Raw genomic sequence first — 19591 nt, 5'->3', positions numbered from 1 at the left:
AGCTCCTTCATGGCCGACGTCATCGCCTTCACGGGCCGCACGAGACCGCGGGCCAGCGTCACGGCGACGACGCAGAGGACGACGATCAGCCCCGTCGCCCACATAAGCGTCGTGCGGGCCGACGACCAGAAGACCTGGTCGAGATCGTCGATATAGACGCCGGTGCCGACGACCCAGTTCCACGGCGCCATGGCCGCGTAGGCGAGCTTCGGGGCCGGCTCGGTGCTGCCGGCGCGCGGCGTGTCGTAGGTGGTGAAGTCGCCGCCGCGCTGGGCCGCGGCGATCAGGTTGCGGACCGTGTAGACGCCCTTCGGATCCTTGGTGTCGATCCGGTTCGTGCCCTCCAGCTGTGCCCGCGGCCCGAGGACGAGGGTCACGCCGTCGGTGCCGTAGACGAAGACGTAATCGTCCTGCCCGAACCGGATGGCGCGCAGCGCTGCCTTGGCGCGCTCCTGCGCCTCGGCCTGCGGCAGCTGTCCCCTGTCGGCCCTGGCCGCATGGTCGCGGACGATCGCGACGGCCGACTGGACCTGCGCCATGACGGCGGCGCGGCGCTCCTGCTCGAGCGAGCTGCGCAATGAGAGCAGCTGGACGGCGATGACGGCGAGGCAGGCGAGCACGGCGAGCAGCACGAGCGCGCCGACCCGGCGCGAGATGGTCAGAGACATCGGCGCATTCCCGGGGCCCGCCTCCGGATCCGACGTGTCGGCACGCGCCGGCACCCCGATCCCCGCGGAACAGGACTGGTCACCCGCCAGTTATGTCTCGAACCTTTTAAAGAGATTCTAAGCTTTCGGTCGGGTCGGGCGCGCCGCCGGTCGGACCGCCCGAATGGTCGCCCGGAAGGTGTCGACCGCCTGCCGTGGCCGGCCGCTCTCGCGGGCGAGCCGGCTCGCCGCCTGCAGCACCTCGCCCGAGGTGGCCCTGCCTCCTCGGGGCCGCGCTTGTGGGCGAGTGGAAGAGAGGCCGAAATCAAATACCTTCATCGTAAAAGGCGGTCAGCGCTGTCGCAAACCAGAAGAGCTGGTTCTCATCAAAGTCATTTCGCACCCACGACGGCAGGCTGTTCCGCGGGAATTGGAGCTTTGTCAAAGCCGCCGCAAGATGTTGAATCTTGGCGTTGATCCGATCCTCGATTCGGGCGCTCGTGATCCCTGACGATAACGATTCCGCCAATGCGAGGAGCACTTCGAGAAATACAAATTGAGCTGTCTCCGGTTGATTCGGTTGCCCGATAAATGCCCAGAATTCTTTGCCGATTCGACGGTACACTCGCACGCTGCGCGTCTTTGCATCGATGAGCACGCCCGGCCGATTGCTTCGATCCTCTTCGATAAACCCGCTTTCCAGGAGTTTTACCAGAATCTGATTTTCCTTATTATTTGTGGTGCAGTCGGTGCCGTACGTCAAGCCGAGCACGACATCCAGGCTGGATACGGTTGGATACGTCTTTTTTGTGTCATCAAGCCAGGTTGAATAGTTATCGATAATGGCTTGCGTCATCCCCTGAACTTGCGTGTCATTAATCGTGTTGGGGCCGCTCTTGATCGACGTCAAATAGCGCCGTGTCCCAACCACGCACGAGCGGTCTATCTCTCGCCAGACGGAACTCACACGCCGCTGAGCGCGCTGCTCTCGGTTCAATCCGTCCAACGCCTGAAACTCGGCGAGCTTTTCCGGCGCTTCCGCCCACCGATGCGTCGCTGTCAACGGGTATTGACCTACAAAAGCCGCTTCAATTTGCTTCCCAAACGATGTCTCGAGCGCCATATATAATTTGCTGTTAAATAGGAAGTCACTAAAGCGAGCGGGGTCATGCAATTTCATTACGCTCGCGGAGGTCATCAGGACGTAAGGATTTGTGCGATAATCAGATATGCCATTCCGTCTTTCAAAAGTCGCAGGGAGGTTGGTGGTTATGTATCCGGTCAGGGCTTTCGCAAGCGCATGGACTCGACTCTCGTCTACTTGTTCAAACAGCGAAACGACCGCCTTTGCATCGAAGCAATGACGCTGCGAACGGAGAGCATCATAGAAGGGGGTTCCGCGAGCCATCAGATCGCGCTCACCCGGCGGAGAGTGTGGGGCGGTTCATACATCGCGTGCTCATTTTCTCCGCCGTCGTCCCAAACAAAAGTCTTGCCTTGTTTGAACCATTGCCGGGTCCGCACATGCGACTGAACGTAGACTACCCTGTACCTGGACGGGAAATCTGGATACGGTTGCCATTCTCGCTCTGAAAGTCGGTCGAGACTATCGCTGATCACAGTGCCAGCTACTTCCCCTAACCGAACGGGGACGGCATTTCCGACCTGGGCATATTGTTGAGCTGGAGTACCGAAAAACTCCCACTCCGGTGGAAATTCTTGAATCGCGGCATATTCCTTGAGTGAAAGGGCGCGAACTTCTGCCGGATGACACAGGGACGTCGAGGCGTGATTGGGCATCGTCACGAGGGTCGGGCATGGAAGATCGTAACTCAGACGTCTCCACCATCCGGAGCGTCCGCCCTTGGCGAACCAAGCACTCCCCATTGACTCTTGCTGTAGTTTCTTCGGAAGGCTCCGCCAATTTGATCCGGGTGGAACCAACGATAAGAAACTCTTTTTTCGGGGACTGAAGTCCATGAGGACATCGCCGCAGTCTTCCATATTTTTAATCGCGTCTCCCAGCGTCCTCCATGGTAACAGTGATGTGCTTCCCGAAAACAGCGTAGCTTCGTCTGAACTGGTTGGGTTTCCGTGCGTGGGATTTGGGAAATCGACCAAGGCGCCGTACCTATTGCCAATAAAGAACGCTCTCTCGCGCAGTTGAGGCGCGCCGTAATTAACGGCATTCACTTCAAAGCAATCCATATGATAGGGTGAGCCTGCAACCCTCTGAAGGTCTTCGGCAAACAAGCGCACAACCGAGCCCGGCATTTCATCTGCATCGAGCGGTACTCCGCCACGTTCAGGTCGTTCCGCGAGTGGTCGGTGACGTAAAGCTGCAGAAAGAAGGCCGCGCACGTTTTCCATGAGAAAGAAACGTGGTTTTATCAACTCGACGTACCGCAAAAATTGCCACAGTAGCGTTCCGCGAGGATCTTGAACGGTTCGGCGGCGCCCTGCAGTACTAAATGATTGACATGGCGGGCCGCCGATAAGCAGGTCGAGCTCGCCCGGCTTTAATCCGCAATCAGCAAGTATAGACAGGGGGTCAAAATCTGTTACGTCACCCTCGTATACGCGCAAATCATTGTGCAGACGCCCGGCGTTGCGGTTTGCCCTGATCGTGTCGCAAACTGACTTCTCGATTTCTACACACGCCAGAATCTCGAAACGGCCAGTCTTTTCCAGACCTAGGTCGAGCCCCATGGCCCCGGAAAACAAGGATATTGCTTTGTACGGCCGCAACTTACGCCCCTGATTCGTCTTGGAAACCATTGGTACGCGTCCGACGCCCTTCGGTGAATCCAGTTCTCTTCGCGGTCCACTCCTGCGTCGTTCGTTCCGCTCGTGGTCAGCTCAAGACTGCGCTGCTTGGACACGCAAAGAGGTACAATAAGACCGTGAGCGGAAGTGGAGTTCGACTCTCCATCAGAGTCGCTAACACATTCGGGATGTGAATCAATGAGTAAGCCGGTTCTGAGAATTGTTGCGGCACGGACGCGCCGGAATGCGGCGTGTCCGTGACGCTTCGCGCTCACCGCTCCGAGTCGAGCACCGCCATCTGCTCCGGGCTGTAGCGGGTGCCGGCGGCGGCGCCCTTCGGCACGGCGCGCTCGATCGCCGCGAGGTCGTCGCCCGTCAGCGCCACGTCGAGGCTGCCGAGCGCCTCGGCGAGACGGTCGCGCCGCCGCGCGCCGACCAGCGGCACGATGTCGGTCCCCTGCGCCGCCACCCAGGCGATCGCCGCCTGTGCCACGGTGAGGCCGCGCGCCTGCGCGACCTGGCGGAGCGCCGCGACGAGGGCGAGGTTGCGGTCGACGTTGTCGCCTTGGAAGCGCGGGCTGTGGGCGCGAAAATCGTTCGCCGCCGTCGGAGCCTCCTTCGACCAGTGGCCGCTGATCAGGCCGCGCGACAGCACCCCGTAGGCGGTGACGCCGATGCCCAGCTCCCGCAGGACGGGGAGGATCGTCTCCTCGAGGCCGCGCGAGATCAGCGAGTACTCGATCTGCAGGTCGCTGATCGGATGCACGGCGGCGGCCCGCCGGATCGTCGCGGCCCCGACCTCGGACAGGCCGATGTGACGCACCCAGCCGGCCGTCACGAGGTCGGCGATGGCGCCGACCGTCTCCTCGATCGGCACGGCCGGATCGAGCCGGGCCGGACGGTAGATGTCGACGTGGTCGGTGCCGAGCCGCTGCAGCGTGTAGGCGAGCGCCGTCTTCACGGCGGCGGGCCGCGCGTCGTAGCCGAGCCAGGCCCCGTCTGGCCCGCGCTGCGCGCCGAACTTCACGCTGATCCGCACTTTTTCCCGCGGCACCTCGCGCAACGCCTCGGCGATCAGCAGCTCGTTGTGGCCCATGCCGTAGAAGTCGCCGGTGTCGAGCAGCGTGATCCCGGCGTCGACCGCCGCGTGGATCGTGGCGAGGCTCTCGCCGCGGTCGGCCGGGCCGTAGAGGGCCGACATGCCCATGCAGCCGAGCCCGAGGGCCGAGACGGTGGGGCCGGTGCGGCCGAGCTGACGCTGTTGCATCGTGTGTCTCCATCATCCTGTCGCGCGACCGGGCGGGCCGGTCGATGTGTCCGATGCGCAGGAGTATGGGCGCTGGCGTTTTGTTCGATAACGCGCCATTGTCGGTACGGGCTGTGCGGAATTCAGAACAAAAGGCGCGAGCGATGGCCGACGCGGACCTAGCCGATCTCGATGCGTTCGCGGCGGTGGCGCGGGCGCGCAGCTTCCGCGGCGCGGCGGCGGTGCGCGGCGTCTCGCCGTCGAGCCTGAGCGAGGCGGTGCGGCGCCTCGAGGCGCGGCTCGGGGTGCGGCTCCTCAACCGGACGACCCGCAGCGTCACCCCGACCGAGGCCGGCGCCCGCCTGCTCGAACGGCTCGCGCCGGCGCTCGGCGAGGTCGCGGCGGCGCTCGACGCGATCAACAGCGTGCGCGACAGCCCGACCGGGACGCTGCGCCTCAACGTGCCGACCATCGTGGCGCGCCTCGTGCTGCCGCCGATCGCCTGCGCGTTCCTGGCGCGGCATCCGGGCGTCACCCTGGAGGTGGTCGCCGAGGACAGCTTCATCGACGTTCTGGCGGCCGGCTTCGACGCCGGGGTGCGCTACGACGAGCGGCTCGAGCAGGACATGATCGCGGTGCCGATCGGCCCGCGCCGCCAGCGCTACGCCGCCGCGGCGGCGCCGTCGTACCTCGCCCGACACGGGACGCCGGCGCACCCGCGCGACCTCCTCGCCCATGCCTGCATCCGTCATCGCTTCCCGAGCGGCGTCGCGCTGCCGTGGGAGTTCGAGCGGGACGGCGAGGTGGTGCGGATCAGCCCGAAGGGGCCGCTGGTCGCCTCCAATCTCGATCTGGAGGTCGCCGCGGCGGAGGCCGGGCTCGGCGTCATCGCGACATTCGAGGCGGCATTGGCGCCGGCGCTCACCCGCGGCACGCTGGTCCCGGTCATGGCCGACTGGTGGCAGAGCTTCTCCGGCCCGTTCCTCTATTACGCCGGCCGCGATCACCTGCCGGCGCCGCTGCGTGCCTTCGTCGCTTTCCTGCGCGAGCGGGCGCGGAGCGGGGCGGATGAAGGGCCCCCTGTCAGGCCCGGGCGCGGCGCAGCCGCGCACCCGGAATCCAGCAGCGATCTCTGAGCTCCGGACTGGATCGGTCTGGGCTGGACTCGGGGTTCGCGGGCCATCGGCCCGCGCCCCGGAACGACCGGAACGGTCTTGCGGGCCGATCAGCCGGCCGCGTAAGGCCCGGCCGCCATTGCCATGCCGGTGACGCGCTCGGCGCCGCGGCCGGGGCGGGCCTCCGCCCGCGGGCCGGCGAGCCAGCCGTCGAGGAACTCGGTCAGCCAGGCCCGGATGGCGCCGTCGTACATGGGCCGCTCGGCAAAATGATCCACCCGCGGCCGCGCACCCGGCAAAGCGAGCCGCTCGTGGCCGCGGGTCGTCCACCGGCACATCATCGCGTGCGTCACCTCGGGATGGAACTGGATGCCGTAGGCGGCCGGCCCGTGCCGGAACGCCTGCACCCGGAACATGTCGCCCTCGGCCAGCAGGCGCGAGCCGGCCGGCAGTTCGAAGCCCTCGCGGTGCCACTGATAGACGTGGCCGGGCCAGTGCGAGCAGACGCGATGACCGTCGAGCGTCGCGCGCAGCGGATAATAGCCGATCTCGGCCTTGCCCTCCGGATGCGGCGCGACCTTGGCGCCGAGATGCCTGGCCAGCATCTGGGCACCGAGGCAGATGCCGAGAAACGGCTTCTGCTCCTTCAGCGGCACGGCGAGCCAGTCGATCTCCTGCTTGACGAAGTCGTCCGGGTCGTTGGCGCTCATTGGGCCGCCGAACACCACGGCGCCGGCGTGCTCGGCCAGGGTCTCGGGCAGCCGCTCGCCGAAGCGCGGACGGCGGATGTCGAGCGGGATGCCGCGCGCCTGCAGGAACTGCCCGACGCGCCCCGGCGTCGAGGTCTCCTGGTGCAGAACGATCAGAACGGGCTCCGGCATCGTCGCGTTCCTGGTCGGCATCGTTCGTGTCGGCGTCGTTCGTGTCGGCGTAGTCCTGGTCGGCTTCACGAAACGCACAATCTGGAAGGCTAAAGGGGCCGCAATGCGACAAGCAAGCGGAATGCCACGCATGGCGACGTCTTAAGAAACACGTGCTGCCGCGTGTTGCCGCGGCAGCACGGTTCTGCTGTCCGTGTCGTGGAGAAGAAAACGGGTTCGCCCTGCCGCTGCGCGGCCGACGTCCGGGCCTACAGGCCGCCGCGCGCCCCGAGGCGCCGGATCTGGGTCGAGGCGATCAACGCGATCATGGTGCGGCGCGGCAGGAGGCGGGCGAGCAGCGGCACCAGGCCGGCGAGCCGACCCGGCACCACCATGCGGCGGCGGCCCATCAGGGCATCGTAGCCGGCCGTCGCGGCCGCGGCGGCCGTCACGGTCAGGAGGCTCTGCAGCCCCGAGACGGTGACGCCGGCGCGTGCCTGAAAGCCGGTCGGCACCGGGCCGGGGCACAGCACCGTCACGGTGACGCCCTTCGGCCCGAGCTCGCGCCACAGCGCCTCCGAGAACGAGTTCACGTAGGCCTTGGTGGCGTAGTAGACGGCCATGCCGGGGCCCGGCACGAATCCGGCGAGCGAGCCGACATTGAGGAGGCCGCCCTGCTGCGCGACGAGATCGTCCGCGAAGGCGAGGCTGAGCGAGGTCAGCGCCTTGACGTTGAGGTCGATCATCGCGAGCTGCTCGCCGTGATCCAGCGACGTCGCGACGCCGAGCAGGCCGAAGCCGGCATTGTTGACGAGGTACTTCGCCACCGCACCGCGCTCGGCGAGCGCGGCCCGCAGATGCGCGACCGCGTCCGGCTGCGCGAGGTCGAGCACCACGACATGCGGGCGCGGCCGGCCGGTCGCGGCGATCGCGTCGGCGAGCGCGTTCAGCTCGGCGGCGCGGCGGGCGACCAGCACCACGGCGTGGCCGTCGGCGGCGAACAGCTTCGCGAGCTCCGCGCCGATGCCCGAGGAGGCCCCGGTGACGACGGCGACGGGCGTCGCGGCGTTCGGCGTCACTGCGGATCGTCCAGCGGGTCGCGGCCGGCCGCGACCTCGCGCTTGAGCTCGATGCGCTCGCGATTCGGCACGGCGAGCAGATCGCCGACCCGCCACATCACGTTGTCCTCGAACTCGGTGACGTCGCCGTCGGCGAACACCATCTCCCACATCATGGCGATCACCTTGCGGCGGCCCTCCTCGTCGAGGGTGCGCATCAGAAGGCTGGTGAACTGATAAAAGTCGACGGCGTCGCGGTCGGCCGCCACGGCGGCGTCGATCAGCTCGTCGGTCGCCGCGTCGTCGAGGGCGAAGCGGGTCTTCAGGAGCAGGTGCAGCTTGTCGCGCTCGAGGTCGGAAAGATTGGCGTCGAGGGTCGCGACATGGACCATCAAGGCGGCGGCGGCGAGCCGGTAGTCGTTCGCGTCGAAGCGGGTCGGGTGCTTGCCGCCGCTGGTCAGCTCGGCCAGGAACGTCTTGAGGTCGGCGAACATGCGGATCTTGCTCCGGGTCGGGGCTCGGGCGCGCCCGGCGCGCCGGGGGACCGTCGAGGTCGGACCGCCTTCTAGCCATTTCGAGGCGAAACGGCAAAAGTCCGCCGACCCGGACGATCGGCCGCAGGTGCGCGATGCCCGTCCGCCCATGGCGGCACACCACGCTTGCGGGCGTGCCGATCGATGTATGTCATCCTCTTGTTGCATCCAGTGGTTGTTTTAGCCTCCTGCGCCGTCGCGCATCGCCGCACCTGCGGCCGCCGTGCTGTCGCTCGTCGCGACGCGCCGGCCGGAGTGTCGCCAACCGAGGTGTCCCATGAGGCTAGCCGCCTACAACGTCGAGAACCTGTTCGACCGCGCCAAGGCCATGAACCTCGATACCTGGGACGAGGGACGGCCCATTCTCGGCGCCTTCGCCAAGCTGAACGGACTCTTGGGGGAGGTCTCCTACACGGCGGCGGCGCGGCGCCAGATGGCGAAGCTGATGATCGAGCTCGGGCTGGAGAAGAGCGACACGGGTCCGTTCGTCCGCTTGCGGCGGAACAAGGGTGGGCTCCTCGTCCGGCCGCGGACCGGCGGCCTCGAGATCACGGCGGGCGGCCGCGCCGACTGGGTCGGCTCGCTCGAGCTGCGCGACGAGCCGATCGACGAGAACGCCATGCGCAACACGGCCCGCGTCCTCGTCGATCTCGAGGCCGACGTCGTCGGTGTCGTCGAGGCGGAGAACCGGCCGGTGCTGCGCGATTTCAACCGGCTGATCGTTCCGGCCGTCGACGGCGTGCCGTTCCGCCACGTGATGGTCATCGACGGAAACGACGACCGCGGCATCGACGTCGGTCTCCTGTGTCGGGACGGATTTCCGATCGAGAGCATGCGCAGCCATGTCGACGACGTGGACGCAGACGGCGACCCGATCTTCTCGCGCGACTGTCCGGAATACACGGTGCTTACCCGCAAGAAGAACCGGCTGATCGTGCTCGTGAACCATTTCAAGAGCAAGGGATTCGGCCGCCCCGAGGCGTCGAACGCGCGGCGCAAGGCGCAGGCCGCTCGCGTGCGCGAGATCTACAAGGCGCTCGATCCGCGTGGCGACGCCTTCGTGGCCGTGATCGGCGACTTCAACGACACACCGGACAGCGACCCCCTGTCGCCGCTCCTCCACGGCTCGAAGCTGAAGGATGCGTTCATGCATCCGATGTTCGACGACGGCGGCTTCCCGGGCACATTCGGCGCATGCTCGGCCGGCGACAAGATCGACTATCTGCTCCTGTCGCCGGCCTTGTTCGCGAAGGTCACGGCCGGCGGCGTGCTGCGCAAGGGCATGTGGCCCGGCAAGCGGAAAAAGAAGTGGGACGTCTACGAGACTCTGCAAGACAAGAAGGACGCCGCCTCCGACCACGCCGCGATCTGGGTCGATCTCGACATCTGACCGGCCACGTTCGATCCGCCCCCGCCGTGCCCGATCACATCGGGCTCGATGATCGGGACGAGCGGCCGCGATCGGCGGCTACCGAATCCCTTCCTTCGTGGTGGTCGCCTCGGCGAGCAGCGCGAGGTTGTTCTGCACGAAGGGGTTGGCCGGATCCTTGGCGGCCGCCTCGTTGAGGGTGGCGCGGGCGCGGCGATAGTCGCCGCGCAGCATGTAGGAATAGCCCATGTTGTTGAGCACGGCGGCGCTGCGCCCGGCGATGCGGATGAGCTGGAGATAGGCCCGGTCGGCGAGGTCGAAGCGCTTGAGGCGATCGTAGGAGGCGGCGAGGCACAGCCACGCGTCGGCCGACTTCGGCATCTGCTCGACCGCGCGCCGGCAGTACTTCTCGGAGTTGCCGTAGTTGCCCTGCCGGAACTGCTCGCGACCGACGCTGAGGTCGTCGTTCGGCGCGCTCGGCGTCATGTCGTCCTGGATGAGCTTCGGCGCGGCGCCGGCCGTCGTCGAGCCGGTGACGTCGCCGTCGGCCACCGCGAGGGGCACCGACCCGGTCGCCTCGCCGCGGGTGAAGCTCGGCAGTTCCGGCAGCTTCACGGTGGTCGTCTCGCAGGCGGACAGCCACAGGAGCCCCGTCACGGTCACGAACGCAAAACGCTGAAACTCGACTGTCATGACACGCTCGGGACCGAAGCCCTTCCGTCGCGACACGAGGAAGACGGCGCGACGCGGACCTGGAGACTTTGGCGGAGCGTAGGTCCGGGATAGTTAAAAAATCACATGCTCAGAAAAGTTGAAGATCACTGTCTGTAGAGCACGCTCCGGTTGCGCCGAGTCGGGGCTGCTGTTGCGCACGACATCGCCCACGACATCGCTCACGGCATCGTTCACGGTGCCGCTCGTCGTGTCACGTGACGTATAGCACGATGCGGTGATGTCTTCGGCTGCGGCGCTGGTTGCCGTCCGAGCCGCGTTCGACGGGTCGGCGCGCTGGTTCTCGTACCGGAACACTGTTTCGGATATTGACGCGCCTCATCGGGCCGTGTCGCGCCCTGCCGCGATAGCGCCCGTCTCCATCGCACCCGCCTGCATCGCCCCGGTCTGCGCCGCAGCCGTGGCGGCCACGCCCGTGGCGGCCACGCCCGCGGGCGTCACGTCCGCGTCGGCCGCGATCGACATCCGGCCGGGCGCGCCGAAGACCCGGCCGAGGGCATCGACATCGGCCGCCCCCTCGGCGGCGGCGAGCCGGGCATAGAGCATGGCGACGGCGTGATAGATCTCGCAGGCCGGCCGGTCGGTGTGAAGGAAGTCGGCGATCTCCTCCATCTCGGCGACGAATCGGTAGGCCTTGGGGAACATAGCCGGCACCTGACGGCCGAGCCACTTGAAGACCTGCGGCTGGCTCTCGGCGAGCTCGGCGACGAGATCGCCGGCGCAGCCGGCCCGGGTCGCTCCGAGCATCATGGCGGCGCCGATGGCGGTCAGCCCCTTGGTGATTCCCGCGTAGGACATCTTCAGGGCCGAAGCGGCGCCGACCGGCCCTTCCACCACGCGCATGTCGAGACCGAGGTCGCGCATCGTCGCGGCACGGCCGGCGTGATCGCCGGCGACGTAGAACACGGTGCGGGCCGTGGCGGTCGGCGGCGGCCCGATGATGCCGCCGTCGACGAACGGGCAGCGCGTCTCCGCCAGCGCCGCCGCGATGTGGCGCACCGTGTCGGGCGACACGGCGTTGAAATCGACATAGACGGGCTTCTCGGGCAGCCGTGCGAGCGCCGGGCGCAGTCGCTTGGCGACCGCCACCGCCTCGCCGGGCGGCACGATGGAGAGCACGAGCTCGGCGCCGGCGATCAGCTCGGCGTCGGTGGCGGCGACCGCGAGGCCGGCGCGCCGCGCCCGTTCGGCGCTCGCCGCGCTGCGGCCGGCGAGCGAGGTGACGACGTGCGCCCCTCCCGCCACCAGTCGCGCCCCGACGGCGGCGCCCATCTCACCCGGTGCCAGAACGACGATCGTCTTCGGCATGGCGTCACCCCCTGCGGGACGAACTATTCCGTAACCATGTCGACTGCGCAACAGGGGCCGACCCCCGGGCGCCGACGTCGGCACGCGGTGCTGCGGTCGCCCGTTACCCTCGTCGTGCGAACATGATTAACGCGCTGCCACAACGGTGTGCGGCCGTGCACGGTTCGTTGACGATAACCTTTCAGGACGTCTTCAGCATACCGGCAAAACCAGGGTTCGGTTCACGAATTCAATACTCTCCAAGGCCCTAGCTAGGTCCGGGAGTCGCAATCCGCGACCTCTGCAGGAATTCGTCCGGTGCGCAGCAGCACAGTCATCATGATCGCGGTGGCGGCCGTCTTCGGGCTGCTCGCCGTGTTCGCGACACGGACCTGGCTCAACAGCCAGGCCGAGGCGCGCTTGCGCAGCCTCGAGGCGAACCGCGGACCGCCCGTCGCCACCCGCACCGTGGTCGTGGCGGCGCGGCCGCTGCGTTACGGCCACGAGCTGTCGCCCCAGGTTCTGCGCGAGGCCGCGTGGCCGAGCGACGCGCTGCCGGACGGCGGTTTCGCGCGCATTTCCGACCTGCTCGCCGAGGGCAAGCGGGTCGTGCTCACGCCGATCGAGCCGAATGAGCCGGTGCTCGCCGTGAAGATCACCGGGCCGGGCCAGCGCGCCACGCTGTCGGCGCTGGTCGGTCCCGGCATGAAGGCCGTCACCATCCGGGTCAACGACGTGGACGGCGTCGGCGGCTTCGTCCTGCCCGGCGACCGCGTCGACGTGGTGCTGACCCGGCAGGTCGACGAGGCGTCCGCGGGCCCGGACGGCAAGACCGGCGACCGCAAGACCACGTCCACCCAGGTGCTGCTGCAGGACGTCCGGGTGCTCGCGGTCGATCAGGTCGCCGACGAGCGCGCCGCCAATCCGATGATCCCGAAGGCCGTGACGCTCGAGGTCGATACGGCGTCCGGGCAGAAGCTGAGCCTCGCCGCCTCGATCGGCTCGCTCTCGCTGTTGCTGCGCAAGGCCGGCGAGTCGACGGAGACGAAGACGACGCGCGTCACCGTGAAGGATCTGCTCGAGGAGCTGGTCGGCCCGGCGCCGAAGCGCGAGGCAGGCACCACCGTCACGGTGTCGCGCGGCGGGCAGAAGCAGAGCTACCGCGTTCCGCACGAAGGCGAGACGAGCGGCAGCTGGGCGGCGGCGGAGTGAGAGAGACACGGCGGCATCGGGCCGGGGGGCGCGGCGTCGCCGAGGACGGACTGGGGGACGAGATGGACGGGAATGTCGGCACGAGACACAGGACGGCGGTGCCGTCGCGATCGGGGCGCGGTCGCCCGCGCTGGCGGGCGCTCGTCGTGTCCGCCGCGCTCGTCGCCGGCGCGGCGCTCGTCGCGCCGCTGATGCCCGGCCTGTCGGCCACGGCCGCGGCCCAGAAGGCGATCACCTTCGGGCCGGGCAAGCGCACCCAGTCGGTGACCGTGCCGATCGGCAAGTCGCAGGACGTGCGCACCGACCAGCCCTTCGTCGAGCTGTCGCTCGGCGACGCCGAGATCGCCGACGTCAACCCGCTCACCGACCGCACGCTGTCGATTCTCGGCAAGAAGCTCGGCACCACGCGCGTCTCGGTCTACGGCGAGGGCAAGAAGCTCGTCGGCGTGTTCGACGTCGAGGTCTCCTACGACGTCTCGGCGCTCGCCGCCGAGCTCGCCGCGCGGTTCCCGGCCGCCAAGTTCCGGGTCACCAGCGTCAACGGCCGCATCCTGCTCGGCGGCATGGCTCCCGATGCGATCACGCTCGATCAGGCACTGGTGATCGCCCGCGAGTTCGGCCCGCAGGTGATCAACGCCGTACAGGTCGCCTCGCCCCAGCAGGTGCTGCTCGAGGTCCGCTTCGTCGAGGCGACGCGGTCGGCCGGCCGTGAGCTCGGCGTGCAGTGGAACGCCTGGAGCAGCAACGGCCGATTCACCGGCAATGTCGGCAGCGAGCAGGGCGCGGGCAACCTGCCGATCACCCAGGCCGCCGGCACCGCCGCGGCGGGCGTGCTCTCCGGCGGCAACCCGTTCGGCTTCCTGGTCGGCAGCCTGGTGACGAAGGGCATGCAGATCGACGTCGCGCTCAACGCGCTGGAGCAGCGCGGCCTGGTGCGCCGCCTCGCCGAGCCCAACCTCGTCGCGCTGTCCGGCGACACCGCGAACTTCCTGGCCGGCGGCGAGTATCCGATCCCGATCTCCGGCACGTTCGGCCAGATCACGGTCGAGTACAAGCGCTACGGCGTCAGCCTCGCCTTCACGCCCACGGTGCTCAACGGCAGCATCATCAACCTGAAGATCGAGCCCGAGGTGAGCCAGATCGACAAGACCACGACCGTGTCGGTCGCCAACGGCATCACGGTGCCGGGCCTGACGGTGCGGCGCGCCTCGACGACGCTCGAGCTGCGCGACGGGCAGAGCTTCATGCTCGCCGGCCTGCTGCAGAACGACTCGCTGACCTCGCAGGACCAGCTTCCCTGGATCGGCGACGTGCCGGTGCTCGGGGCGCTGTTCTCCTCGCGGATGTACCAGAAGAAGGAGACCGACCTCGTCATCATCGTGACGCCGCGTCTGGCGCGTCCGGCGCGACCCGGCGACCCGTTACGGACGCCGCTCGACAACACGCTGCCGGCCAACGACCTCGACTTCTTCGCCGGCGGCAAGCCCGAGCTGGATCGCGGCCCGGCGGTGCGCGGCGAGACGGCGGCGTTGCGGCCCTACACGGGGCACATGATCGAGTTTCCGGTAGGAGGTGGCCATGTGGTGCGTTGAGCCGCGCGATGCGGCGCTCGTCCGATCGCGCGCCCTGGGCGGCGCTCTCGTCCTCGCTGCGCTCCTCGGCGGCTGCTCCGACATCTACTACGACCGTCGCGAGACGATCCTGTTCGGGGGCGGCGACGCGGTCGCCAACAACGCCGCGATCCACACGGTCGATCCGTGGCCGAAGGCGGCGGCGGATCGCAACATCCCGGGCCAGGGCACCACCATGGCGATCGCCGCCGAGCGCTACCGGCGCGGCAAGGTGACCAAGCCGCAGGGCCTCGGCACCACCGCGACGTGGAAGGGCGCACAGGCCGCCGACGGCGCCCCGACCGTCGCCGGCGCGACCTCCGGAGGCGAGGCCGCCAAGGATTGAGCGCGGCGGCCAGTCCGCCGCACCCCCCGTGCTCGAAAGAACCCTCGACCATGCGAAGTGCCCGTACCAAGACCTCCGGCAGCAAGACCCGCGTCGTGGTCGTCACGCCCGATCCCGAATTCGCCCGGACCGCGAAGGAGACCTTCGCGGCCGCGCCGCAGGTCGAGCTGGAGCTGATGGCGGGCCGCATCGCCGAGATGGCCGCCGCGGTCGCCGCGGCGGAGGCGACCGTCGTGGTCGTCGATCTGCACGGCGCGACCGCCGAGACGATGGCGGCGCTCGAGGGGCTGACGGCGCGGCTCGCCGGCTGGCCGCCGGTCGTCACGGTGACGGACGCCTTCGACAAGGAGGTGATGCGGCAGCTCCTCAAGATGCGCATCGCCGATTTCCTGGTGAAGCCCGTGCAGCCGGTCGAGCTGGTGCGCACCTGCGCCCGGGTGGTGCAGACGCCGGCCGGCGCCGAGCCGAGCGAGGCCGAGATCTTCACCTATCTGCCCGCCGTGGGCGGCGCCGGCGTGACGACGCTCGCCATCCAGACGGCCCTGCTGCTGCTCGGCAGCGGCAACCAGAAGACGCGGCCGGCGACCTGCCTGGTCGATCTCGACTTCCAGCACGGCGCCTGCGCCGACTATCTCGACCTCGAGCCGCGCCTCGACCTCAACGAGATCGAGCCGCGGCCGGAACGGCTCGACCGCCAGCTCCTCGAGGTGATGCTGTCCTATCACGCCTCCGGGCTCGCCGTGATCGCGGCGCCGTGCCGGCCGGCCGAGATGCGCTCCTTCGATCCCGACACGGTGACGCGGCTGCTCGATCTCGTGTCGTCGCATTTCAACTACGTCGTCATCGATCTGCCGCGCACCTGGTTCTCGTGGACCGACAACGTGCTGCTCGGCTCCAACCGGCTGTTCGTGGTGAGCGAGATGACGGTGCCCGGCATCAAGCACGCCAAGCAGCTCGTCACCGCGGTGCGCGAGCGGCTGGAGGGAGGACCGCGCCCGCAGGTGATCATCAACCGTTTCGAGCAGCGTATGTTCGGCGCCGGCCTGCGCAGGAGCGACGTCGAGCAGGCGCTCGGCGAGGACTTCGCGGCCACCATCCCGAACGACTACCGGCTGGTGCGCGAGGCGATCGATCGCGGCGTGCCGCTCGACGAGGTCAAGGCCGGCAACAAGATCACGTCCGAGCTCAGGAAGCTCGTGTCGCCCGTCGTCCCGGCCGACAAGGCGGCGGCCGAGCCGGCCGGAAAGCGGCGCCTGAGCCTGTCCTGGGCGCGCGGCTGATCCGGTCGGAGAGGAGGCGGCAGGAGAGGGGTGGCAGGAAATCATGGCCGGACGTTTCAGCTTCCGCAAGATGCCGTCGCCGTCGGTCGAGGCGGCGTTGCCCGACGACGCGGCGGCGGCGCCCGACGGGATCGCCTGGACCGTGTTCGCCGAAGGCACGCCGGAGGCGGCCGCCGTGCTCGCGCCGCCCCCGCCGCCGCCTCCGCCGCCCGTGCCGTCGCCACCGGTGGCCCCCGCCAATCCGGCGCTGCGCGAAAAGCTGCTCGACGCCAAGGTGCGGCTGCACCGCCGGCTGATCGAGGAGATCAACCTCCAGGCGCTCGAGAAGCTGCCCGAGGACGAGATCCGCAAGCACATCCAGCAGCTCGTCTCGCAATATGTGCTGGTCGAGCGGCTCGCGCTGAACACCCAGGAGCTCGCCGACTTCGTCACCGAGATCCTCGACGAGATGACGGGCCTCGGGCCGATCGAGCCGTTGCTCAAGGACGGAAGCATCAGCGACATCCTGATCAACGGCCACGAATGCGTCTATGTCGAGCGTGGCGGCATGCTGGAGCCGACCGCGGTGCGCTTCAAGGACGAGACGCATCTCCTGCGCATCGTCAACAAGATCGTCTCGGCGGTCGGCCGCCGGGTCGACGAATCCCACCCGCTGTGCGACGCGCGCCTGCTCGACGGCTCGCGCGTCAACGTCGCGATCCGGCCGGTCGCGGTCGACGGCCCGCTGGTGTCGATCCGCAAGTTCTCCAAGAAGCCGCTCCACCTCGACAAGCTCGTCGAGGTCGGCGCGCTGCGGCCGCAGATGGCCGAGCTGCTCGCCGCCTTCGTGAAGGCACGGGTGACGACCATCATCTCGGGCGGCACCGGCTCCGGCAAGACGACGATGCTGAACGCGCTCTCCGCGTTCATCTCCGACAAGGAGCGCCTGATCACGATCGAGGACGCTGCCGAGCTGCAGCTCCAGCAGCCGCACGTCGCCCGCATGGAGACGCGGCCGCCCAACGTCGAGGGCAAGGGCGAGATCCGGCAGCGCGACCTCGTCAAGAACGCGCTGCGCATGCGGCCCGAACGCATCATTCTCGGCGAGTGCCGCGGCGAGGAGGCGTTCGACATGCTGCAGGCGATGAACACGGGCCACGAAGGCTCGATGGCCACCATCCACGCCAACAATCCGCGCGAGGCGATCTCGCGCCTCGAGCAGATGATCGGCATGGCGGGGCTGCCGATGACCATCGCCTCGGTGCGTGGCCAGATCGCCGCGGCGATCCGCGTCATCGTCCAGCTCTCGCGCCTCTCCGACGGCAAGCGCAAAGTGATGAGCATCGCCGAGATCACCGGCATGGAAGGCGACATCATCCAGATGCAGGAGATCTTCAAGTTCGTCCGCACCGCGACGCTCGAGGACGGCACCGTCCAGGGCCATTTCGTCGCGACCGGCGTGCGGCCGCGCGTGCTGGGCGACCTCGCCGCCAAGGGGATCAAGATCCCGTCGAGCTATTTCGACCCCGGCCACCCGTTGTGATCGCCATGCCGGACATCGATCCCGTCTACGTCATCTACGCTCTCGTCGCCGCCTCCGCGATCATGTTCGGGGAAGGCGCCTATCTCCTGTTCTTCTCGGCCAACTCGTATCGCAAGCGGGTCAACCGCCGGCTCGCGCTGCTCAACGACACGTCGGACCGCGAGAGCATCCTGGTCCAGCTGCGCCGCGAGCGCGGCCTGACCTCGGGCGGCGATCTCACCTTGCCCGTGATGTCGTTCAACCGGCTGCTCGTGCAGTCCGGCATGTCGGGCGGCACCACCCGGCTGGTGATCTACACGCTGCTCGCCGGCGTCCTGGTGTTCTGCGCCGTGCTGGTGTTGCGCAACAGCATGATCGAGGCGGTGCTCGCCACCCTCGCGACCCTGACGGTCGGCCCGCTCTTCGCCCTCAAGACGATGCGGTCGCGGCGGCAGAAGAAATTCGGCGGCCAGTTTCCGGACGCCATCGACATCATCGTGCGCAGCCTCAGAGCCGGGCATCCGGTGCCGATCGCCGTCACCATGGTGGCGCGCGAGATGCAGGATCCGATCGGCTCCGAGTTCGGCATCGTCGCCGACGAGATCACCTACGGGGCCGATCTCGAGACGGCGATGCGCAACCTGTACTTCCGGGTCGGGCAGGACGACCTGCCGCTGTTCGTGACCGCGATCGCGATCCAGGGCTCGACCGGCGGCAATCTCGGCGAGATCCTCGAGAACCTCTCCGCCGTGATCCGCGACCGCTTCAAGATGCGGCGCAAGATCAAGGCGCTCGCCTCGGAAGGCAAGATGTCGGCCATGCTCCTGTCGGCGCTGCCGATCGGCATGTTCTTCGTCATCCAGGTGGTGTCGCCGGACTTCTACGGCAGCGTCTGGAAGTACGAACTCACCAAGCTCGGCCTCGGCATCGCCGGCGCCTGGATGGTCGCCGGAAATCTCCTGATGTTCCGCATGGTCAACTTCAAGATCTGAAGTGTCGCCCGGAGACGCCACCGGCATGGATGTGCTGATCGCCGAGAACGCCGATCTCCTGATCACGATCTTCGTGTTCGCGGCCGCGGCCGCGGCCGCGTTCGGTGTGATGGCGGTGGTGCAGGTGCGCGGTGCCGTCAAGCGGCGCGCCGCCGGTATCGTCGGCGGCGGCGGTCTCGCCGAGGGTGGCGGCCGGTCGTCGTTCCGGCAGGCCAGCATCGACGCCGTGCAGCGGCTGGTCGACTACACCACCAAGCACTATGCGAGCCTCGACAGCGGCAACATGAAGCTGTTGCGCGCCCGTCTGGTGCAGGCCGGGATCTTCGATCCGCGCGCCGTCGGCTTTTTCTTCGTCCTGCGCTTCGGGCTCGCGATCGGTCTCGCCGTCCTCGCCTTCGTGCTGCTGCCCGCCGTGATGGACGCGACGAGCTCGTCCTATTGGGGCGTGGTCGGTCTCGCCGCGCTCGCGGGTTATCTCGGGCCGAGCCTCGCGCTCGACCGGATCGTGCGCAAGCGGCGCGACGAGTATCGGGTCGGCTTCCCGGACTTCATGGATCTGCTGGTCGTCTGCGCCGACGCCGGGCTCGGCATGGAAGGGGCGCTCGAGCGGGTCGGCCGCGAGCTCGCCGATTCCTATCCGGCGCTCGCCCAGAACATCCACATCACCAATCTCGAGGTGCGGGCCGGCCGCAGCCTCACCGAGGCGCTCGAGCATTTCGGCGATCGTCTCGGGCTGGACGAGGTGCGCTCCTTCGCCACGCTCATCCAGCAGTCGGACGAGCTCGGCTCCAGCATCACGGACGCGCTGCGCGTCTACAGCGAGGACATGCGCCACAAGCGGCTCTCGCTCGCCGAGGAGAAGGCCTACAGTCTGCCCGTCAAGCTGTCGGTGCCGCTGATGGTGTGCGTGTTTCCGGTACTGTTCGTCGTCATCCTGCTGCCCGTGGTCGTGCGGGTGAAGATGGGTGCGTACTGACGCGCGAAACAGGGTCTTCGACTAGTACCTAAGACCTATTTCGGGCGCTCCGAAGTCGTTT

The 19591-nt window shown here is 68.0% G+C and carries 18 protein-coding genes; 9 read left to right on the top strand and 9 right to left on the bottom strand.

Annotated features, from left to right (window positions below):
* From ACFSOX_RS14025 to ACFSOX_RS14010, 4 genes are all read right to left on the bottom strand, one after another.
* On the bottom strand, positions 1-668 hold a 668-nt coding region (locus ACFSOX_RS14025; protein ID WP_378478434.1), incomplete at its 3' end, for a cache domain-containing protein.
* Between the two features lie 304 nt (positions 669-972).
* Entirely contained in the window at positions 973-2055 is a 1083-nt protein-coding gene (locus tag ACFSOX_RS14020) for a PDDEXK family nuclease (protein ID WP_378478433.1), read from the bottom strand.
* The gene (locus ACFSOX_RS14015; RefSeq protein ID WP_378478432.1) at positions 2055-3425 is read right to left on the bottom strand and encodes a DNA cytosine methyltransferase; all 1371 of its coding nucleotides are present in this window, start codon (positions 3423-3425) and stop codon (positions 2055-2057) included. The genes ACFSOX_RS14020 and ACFSOX_RS14015 overlap by 1 nt, the downstream gene beginning before the upstream one ends.
* A gap of 259 nt (positions 3426-3684) precedes the next feature.
* Positions 3685-4680, bottom strand: coding sequence for an aldo/keto reductase (locus tag ACFSOX_RS14010; protein WP_378478431.1), 996 nt, complete (start codon positions 4678-4680; stop codon positions 3685-3687).
* A gap of 143 nt (positions 4681-4823) precedes the next feature.
* On the opposite strand from ACFSOX_RS14010, the gene ACFSOX_RS14005 reads away from it, so the two are divergent.
* The gene (locus ACFSOX_RS14005; protein WP_378478430.1) at positions 4824-5795 is read left to right on the top strand and encodes a LysR family transcriptional regulator; all 972 of its coding nucleotides are present in this window, start codon (positions 4824-4826) and stop codon (positions 5793-5795) included.
* Between the two features lie 89 nt (positions 5796-5884).
* On the opposite strand, the gene ACFSOX_RS14000 is transcribed toward ACFSOX_RS14005, so the two are convergent.
* The 3 genes from ACFSOX_RS14000 to ACFSOX_RS13990 all read right to left on the bottom strand — a co-directional run bounded on the left by ACFSOX_RS14000 (position 5885) and on the right by ACFSOX_RS13990 (position 8186).
* Positions 5885-6676 carry a glutamine amidotransferase gene (locus ACFSOX_RS14000; protein WP_378478429.1) on the bottom strand — a complete coding sequence of 264 codons (792 nt, stop codon included), beginning with the start codon at positions 6674-6676 and terminating at the stop codon, positions 5885-5887.
* Between the two features lie 227 nt (positions 6677-6903).
* Positions 6904-7713, bottom strand: a complete 810-nt coding sequence (locus tag ACFSOX_RS13995; RefSeq protein WP_378478428.1) for an SDR family NAD(P)-dependent oxidoreductase — start codon at positions 7711-7713, stop codon at positions 6904-6906.
* The gene (locus ACFSOX_RS13990; RefSeq protein WP_378478427.1) at positions 7710-8186 is read right to left on the bottom strand and encodes a tellurite resistance TerB family protein; all 477 of its coding nucleotides are present in this window, start codon (positions 8184-8186) and stop codon (positions 7710-7712) included. Before ACFSOX_RS13990 ends, ACFSOX_RS13995 begins: the two co-directional genes overlap by 4 nt.
* Positions 8187-8502: 316 nt before the next feature.
* On the opposite strand from ACFSOX_RS13990, the gene ACFSOX_RS13985 reads away from it, so the two are divergent.
* Positions 8503-9615, top strand: coding sequence for an endonuclease/exonuclease/phosphatase family protein (locus ACFSOX_RS13985; protein ID WP_378478426.1), 1113 nt, complete (start codon positions 8503-8505; stop codon positions 9613-9615).
* A 78-nt stretch (positions 9616-9693) separates the two neighbouring features.
* Here ACFSOX_RS13985 and ACFSOX_RS13980 read toward each other — a convergent pair whose 3' ends face one another.
* Both ACFSOX_RS13980 and ACFSOX_RS13975 read right to left on the bottom strand, forming a co-directional pair.
* Positions 9694-10287: a tetratricopeptide repeat protein gene (locus ACFSOX_RS13980; RefSeq protein ID WP_378478425.1), complete on the bottom strand. Its 594-nt coding sequence runs from the start codon at positions 10285-10287 to the stop codon at positions 9694-9696.
* Between the two features lie 357 nt (positions 10288-10644).
* The gene (locus tag ACFSOX_RS13975) at positions 10645-11634 is read right to left on the bottom strand and encodes an NAD(P)-dependent oxidoreductase (RefSeq protein ID WP_378478424.1); all 990 of its coding nucleotides are present in this window, start codon (positions 11632-11634) and stop codon (positions 10645-10647) included.
* 297 nt (positions 11635-11931) lie between these two features.
* Between ACFSOX_RS13975 and cpaB the strand changes: the two genes are divergently transcribed.
* The 7 genes from cpaB (at position 11932) to ACFSOX_RS13940 (ending at position 19530) form a co-directional block, all read left to right on the top strand.
* A complete protein-coding gene (gene cpaB / locus ACFSOX_RS13970; RefSeq protein ID WP_378478423.1) occupies positions 11932-12825 on the top strand; it encodes a Flp pilus assembly protein CpaB in 894 nt (297 codons plus the stop codon).
* Between the two features lie 146 nt (positions 12826-12971).
* Positions 12972-14417, top strand: coding sequence for a type II and III secretion system protein family protein (locus tag ACFSOX_RS13965; RefSeq protein ID WP_378478422.1), 1446 nt, complete (start codon positions 12972-12974; stop codon positions 14415-14417).
* Positions 14404-14781, top strand: coding sequence for a hypothetical protein (locus ACFSOX_RS13960; RefSeq protein ID WP_378478421.1), 378 nt, complete (start codon positions 14404-14406; stop codon positions 14779-14781). Before ACFSOX_RS13965 ends, ACFSOX_RS13960 begins: the two co-directional genes overlap by 14 nt.
* Before the next feature lie 50 nt (positions 14782-14831).
* Entirely contained in the window at positions 14832-16061 is a 1230-nt protein-coding gene (locus tag ACFSOX_RS13955; RefSeq protein WP_378478420.1) for a CpaE/TadZ family protein, read from the top strand.
* A 43-nt stretch (positions 16062-16104) separates the two neighbouring features.
* Positions 16105-17583, top strand: coding sequence for a CpaF family protein (locus tag ACFSOX_RS13950; protein ID WP_378478419.1), 1479 nt, complete (start codon positions 16105-16107; stop codon positions 17581-17583).
* Between the two features lie 5 nt (positions 17584-17588).
* Complete coding sequence (locus ACFSOX_RS13945) at positions 17589-18554, top strand: type II secretion system F family protein (protein WP_378478418.1); 966 nt, start codon at positions 17589-17591, stop codon at positions 18552-18554.
* Positions 18555-18579: 25 nt separating this feature from the next.
* Positions 18580-19530, top strand: coding sequence for a type II secretion system F family protein (locus ACFSOX_RS13940; protein WP_378478417.1), 951 nt, complete (start codon positions 18580-18582; stop codon positions 19528-19530).
* Positions 19531-19591: the final 61 nt, after the last annotated feature.

The sequence above is a fragment of the Rhodoplanes azumiensis genome, assembly GCF_042682915.1.
GTDB classification, from domain to species: domain Bacteria; phylum Pseudomonadota; class Alphaproteobacteria; order Rhizobiales; family Xanthobacteraceae; genus Rhodoplanes; species Rhodoplanes azumiensis.
Note: the sequence above shows the minus strand (reverse complement) of the source record. Positions and strands in the feature narration are given on the sequence as shown.